Annotated in this window: 2 protein-coding genes and 7 tRNA genes; 8 read left to right on the top strand and 1 reads right to left on the bottom strand. The window is 30.3% G+C overall.

Features of this window, described 5'->3' with window-relative positions:
• Positions 1-85 precede the first annotated feature (85 nt).
• The 7 genes from RWN11_RS07150 to RWN11_RS07120 all read left to right on the top strand — a co-directional run bounded on the left by RWN11_RS07150 (position 86) and on the right by RWN11_RS07120 (position 699).
• A tRNA-Asn gene (locus RWN11_RS07150) sits at positions 86-162 on the top strand.
• A 6-nt stretch (positions 163-168) separates the two neighbouring features.
• A tRNA-Glu gene (locus RWN11_RS07145) sits at positions 169-243 on the top strand.
• A gap of 7 nt (positions 244-250) precedes the next feature.
• Positions 251-326: transfer RNA gene (locus tag RWN11_RS07140), tRNA-Val, on the top strand.
• 15 nt (positions 327-341) lie between these two features.
• A tRNA-Tyr gene (locus tag RWN11_RS07135) sits at positions 342-425 on the top strand.
• 10 nt (positions 426-435) lie between these two features.
• A tRNA-Gln gene (locus RWN11_RS07130) sits at positions 436-511 on the top strand.
• Between the two features lies 1 nt (position 512).
• Positions 513-585 (top strand) — tRNA-Lys (locus RWN11_RS07125).
• Positions 586-627: 42 nt separating this feature from the next.
• A tRNA-Glu gene (locus tag RWN11_RS07120) sits at positions 628-699 on the top strand.
• Positions 700-798: 99 nt separating this feature from the next.
• Here RWN11_RS07120 and RWN11_RS07115 read toward each other — a convergent pair.
• On the bottom strand, positions 799-2091 hold the full coding sequence (locus tag RWN11_RS07115) for a cytidine deaminase (protein ID WP_314161054.1): 1293 nt from the start codon (positions 2089-2091) through the stop codon (positions 799-801).
• A gap of 194 nt (positions 2092-2285) precedes the next feature.
• On the opposite strand from RWN11_RS07115, the gene gshAB reads away from it, so the two are divergent.
• Complete coding sequence (gshAB, locus tag RWN11_RS07110; protein ID WP_314161053.1) at positions 2286-4547, top strand: bifunctional glutamate--cysteine ligase GshA/glutathione synthetase GshB; 2262 nt, start codon at positions 2286-2288, stop codon at positions 4545-4547.
• Positions 4548-4968: the final 421 nt, after the last annotated feature.

The following is a 4968-nucleotide window of genomic DNA, read 5'->3' as shown; positions in this document are numbered from 1 at the left end:
GTCGAATGTAGTTGGGCTTACGCCCTGTGAGACTAGAACGTTGCCAGGCTTTTGAGGTCTAGTGCTAAAGCATTAGACTTATTATTCCACAGTAGCTCAGTTGGTAGTAGCATCTGACTGTTAATCAGAGGGTCGCAGGTTCGAGTCCTGCCTGTGGAGCCATTTTTTGGCCCGTTGGTCAAGTGGTTAAGACACCGCCCTTTCACGGCGGTAACACGGGTTCGAATCCCGTACGGGTCACCATTTGAACGGAGGTTTAGCTCAGCTGGGAGAGCACTTGCCTTACAAGCAAGGGGTCAGCGGTTCGATCCCGTTAACCTCCACCATTTTTTAAATAAGCCGGGAAGATAGCGAAGAGGCTAAACGCGGCGGACTGTAAATCCGCTCCTTAGGGTTCAGTGGTTCGAATCCACTTCTTCCCACCATTCTTAATATTGGGATATAGCCAAGCGGTAAGGCAACGGACTTTGACTCCGTCATTCCCCTGGTTCGAATCCAGGTATCCCAGCCATGAGCCATTAGCTCAGTTGGTAGAGCATTTGACTTTTAATCAAAGGGTCGAAGGTTCGAGTCCTTCATGGCTCATTAATTAAATATAAGGCTATTAATTTAGCCTTTAAATTTTTTGGCCCGTTGGTCAAGTGGTTAAGACACCGCCCTTTCACGGCGGTAACACGGGTTCGAATCCCGTACGGGTCATCTTAACCAAGTCGTAACTTTTGTTACGACTTTTTTTTATAATTAAGTTTTATAAAGATTAAAGAGCAAGTCTAATTATACTAGAATTGCTCTTTAATTTTATTTTTTTAATTCTTTTGCTGTGAAGCTAAGTGGTAATACTTCTTCAAAAAAGTTGTATACTTCATATTTATTTTTTGATGTTCCTAGAATTAACTCAAATTCTTCATCTGCAAATTCCGAAATAACTTGTCGACATACTCCACAAGGTGGACAGTAATTCTCTAAATTCCCATTAGGACCACCTACAACTGCTATTTTTTTAAATTTTGTTACACCTTCACTAACAGCTTTGAATATTGCAGTTCTTTCTGCACAGTTAGTAGGAGAATAGCTTGCATTTTCTATATTACATCCAGTGTATATTTTTCCATTATCTGCGAGTATTGCTGCACCAACTTTAAAGTTTGAATATGGAACGTACGAAAATTTTGTAGCTTCTATAGCGGCTTCTACTAGTGTTTGATTTATATCTTCGTAGAATTCATTTTTTTCCTTTAATAATTTCATAACTGAATCAGCAACGCCACTTTCCGAATTTGTTTTCTCAGTGATAAATTTAGAAGTTTTCTGTAGATCTTTATTTCCATTTTTCATCGCAATACTATATTCAACTATATCTAGCATGGCTTGATCATTTAGATTGTCACCTATAGCAATAGCATTTTTTAAGTTGATATCATGTACATCAGCGACTATTTTTAATGCTTCACCTTTTGTAGCTTTTTTGTCCATAATTTCGACGTTATTAGCCCCTGATGATGTAACACTAATATTATCATTTCCTGAAAGTAGTTCAGTAGCATGTTTTAATTTTTCTAAATCATTTGATATACCGATTACTTTAATAGCAGGATTATTTTCTTGATTTAAGTATAACTCTATATTATCAACTTCGGTAATATGACCTAATGCAAGTCTATTTTTAGCTTCTTGTCTTAAGTGTTGTTCATTTGGTTCTTCTCCGTTTGCTCGTATTAGATCGATATAAGCAGTTATATCAGTTTCTATACTTTTTGTATAAATAGTATTTTTTGTATAAAGTTGATAACTTATATCTAAACTTTTTAAGATCTCAATTGTATAGTATAAATCTTTTAATTTCATAGGAGTAATATTAATGATATTTCCATTCTTATCATATATTATGCCTCCATTAAAGCTTATAACATCACATTTTATATTTTCATCATTTAAAGAAGGAAGTGCTTCATAATATGCTCTTCCAGTAGCTACTACAAATTCAATTCCATTTTTTTGAGCAAATTTTATCAGTTCTATATTATTTTTAGGAATTTTATGATTACTATTTAGTAAAGTTCCATCCATATCACTAGCAATTAATTTTATCATGTAATTATTAGAAATACGATATTTTATCGAATCTCATACCCCTTTCTTAAGTGTAATTTGATTATATCATAAGTACAAATTTATTGTAAGTATTTATTTTATTATACTTATTTTTTGAGCTTAATTTCTATTATAAATCTCGTATTTATGATAAGATAGAATGTAACTATATTGTATGTAGAGAGTGATAAAATATGATAATCAGAGATTTAATAAAAAATAATAACTTAGAAGAAGTATTTTCTAATGTTAAAATTGGTTTAGAAAAAGAGGGGCAAAGAATTTTAGAGGATGGCACAATTTCAAAATCAGATCATCCAAAAGTATTTGGAGTTCGTCATGAGCACCCATATATTCAAACTGATTTTGCAGAATCGCAAGTTGAATTAATTACTACCCCAGAAAATAGTGAAAGAGATGTTCTTAGAATATTAAACGCAGTTCATGAGGTTACACTTAAACATATGCCTAATAACGAATATATCTGGCCACTAAGTATACCTGCAATTTTACCAGATGAAAGTGAAATAAGAGTTGCTCAATTTGAAAAAAAATCTGATGTGGAATATAGAGAATATTTAGTAGAAAAATATGGTAAATATAAACAGATGGTTTCAGGTATTCATTATAATTTTCAACTTGATGATAAATTTATGGAAAAGGTAGCTAAGATTACTAAAAAAGATTTAGTAGATGTAAAAAATGAAATTTATTTAAAGTTAGCAAGACAATTTATAAGATATCAATGGATCTTAATATATTTATATGGAGCTTCTCCACTAGCAGAAGATAAGTATTTTACAAATGGAGTGGAACCTAGTGATTATGTGCGCAGTTTACGTACTAGTCGCTATGGATATGTTAATGATGAGGATATCAAAGTATCGTACAGTTCATTAGAAAAATATATTGAAGATATAACTGGATATGTAAAAAATGGAAATCTAATAGCCGAGAAAGAATTTTATTCTAGTGTTCGATTCAGAGGAGCGGATACTATAGTGAAATTCCTAAAAGAAGGTATAAAATATATGGAGTTTCGTCTGTTTGACTTGAATCCATTTGCACCTTTTGGGATACTAGAAAAAGATATTAGATTTGTTCATTTATTCTTAAAAACATTAGTTTGGCTAGAAGAGGTTGATAAAGAAACTTCAGAATCTTTAGGATATGAATATAGTGAAAATGTTGCGTTGGCTCATCCATTTAATAATATTCCTTATGAAGATGAGGGAGTATGGTTCCTAAATAAAATGAAAGAATTAGTTGAGGAGCTAGGATTATTTAAGAGTGATGTTGAACTAATTGATGAGAAAATCAATGAGCTTAAAAATCCTGAGCTAACTCTTGGAGCGAAATTATTATCAGAGTATGAAAAAGATAATAATATTGCAAGAGTTGGAATAGAATTGGCTAAGAAATATAAAGAACAAGCATTGCAAGAATACTATTCATTAAGTGCATATGATAATATGGAACTTTCTACACAAGCAGTAATTGAGGATGCTATAAAAAATGGAATTAAAGTTACTGTAATTGATGAAAATGATCAATTTATTCGTTTAGAAAATAAAGGTCATGTAGAGTATGTAAAAAATGGAAATATGACAAGTAAAGATAGCTATATTTCTCCATTGATTATGGAAAATAAAGTAGTTACTAAAAAAGTTTTAGATGAAAAAGATTTTAGAGTGCCTAAGGGATATGAAGTTTCTAGTTTAGATGAAGCAATTCAGAAGTTTAATTATATAAAAAATAAACCAATAGTTATAAAACCAAAAAGTACTAATTTTGGCTTAGGTATAACGATATTTAAAAATGGAACAAGTTCCTTAGAAAACTATTCAAAAGCTGTTGAATTTGCATTAAAAGAAGATAAAGATATATTAATTGAAGAATTTATAGAAGGAACAGAGTATAGATTTTTCGTAATTGAAGGAAAAACAGAAGCTGTATTATTAAGAGTTCCTGCCAATGTAGTTGGTGATGGAAAACATACAATTAGAGAATTAGTTGAGATAAAAAATTCTAATCATTTAAGAGGAGATGCTAAAAAAACTCCACTGAAAAAAATTGAATTAGGAGAAATCGAAAAGCTTCAATTAAATGAACAAGGTTTAACTTTTGAATCTATTTTACCTGAGAATAAAGTAGCATATCTTAGAGAAAATTCAAACATAAGTACAGGAGGAGATTCAATCGATATGACAGACTCGGTTCATGATAGCTATAAAAAGTTAGCTGTAGAAGTTACAGATGCTATGATGGCAAAAGTTTGTGGCATTGATTTGATTATTCCAGATATAACAGAAGAAATGAATGGAGAAAATTACGGAGTAATAGAGGCTAATTTCAATCCTATGATGATGATGCATATTTATCCACATTCTGGAAAATCTAGAAGATTATCATTAAACGTATTGAAAATGTTGTTCCCTGAAAGAAGTATTAAATAATAAAATTATGATTAATTGAAAATTAATGAAAAAGATAGTATTAATTAGGCACTATCTTTTTTTATATTATACAAAAGAATCAAGAATAATATGAAAGCATGAAAATAATATTTTCATAATATTATTTTTAAAATATATATTTACATGAAAAATAGCCAAAATGTTGTTTAATTTTAGTTGTAAAAGTGGTACTAATAGTTTTTATATTTATATTATAAAAAAAATATATATTTTGTATATGATTCAATAAAAAAATCGATTTCAATATTTGTAAAGTGAGAAACTAAAACATTTACAAAAAAATTAATAAATGATATAATCTATTTGTATGCAAAGGTATACACGTCATAATAAAATAAGTATTATATAAAAGGAGGTACTAAGATGGTAGGAATTATCATCGCGAGTCACGGTGAATTTG

Origin of the sequence: uncultured Gemella sp., from assembly GCF_963519265.1 — a bacterium.
In the GTDB taxonomy this organism is placed as follows: domain Bacteria; phylum Bacillota; class Bacilli; order Staphylococcales; family Gemellaceae; genus Gemella.
The sequence above is the reverse complement of the archived record's forward strand: the minus strand, read 5'-3'. Positions and strand labels throughout refer to the sequence as shown.

Bases quoted from the DNA above. Each gene is read 5' to 3' on its own strand.
- gshAB (WP_314161053.1), top strand. From the start codon at position 2,286: ATGATAATCAGAGATTTAATAAAAAATAATAACTTAGAAGAAGTATTT.
- RWN11_RS07115 (WP_314161054.1), bottom strand. From the start codon at position 2,091: ATGATAAAATTAATTGCTAGTGATATGGATGGAACTTTACTAAATAGT.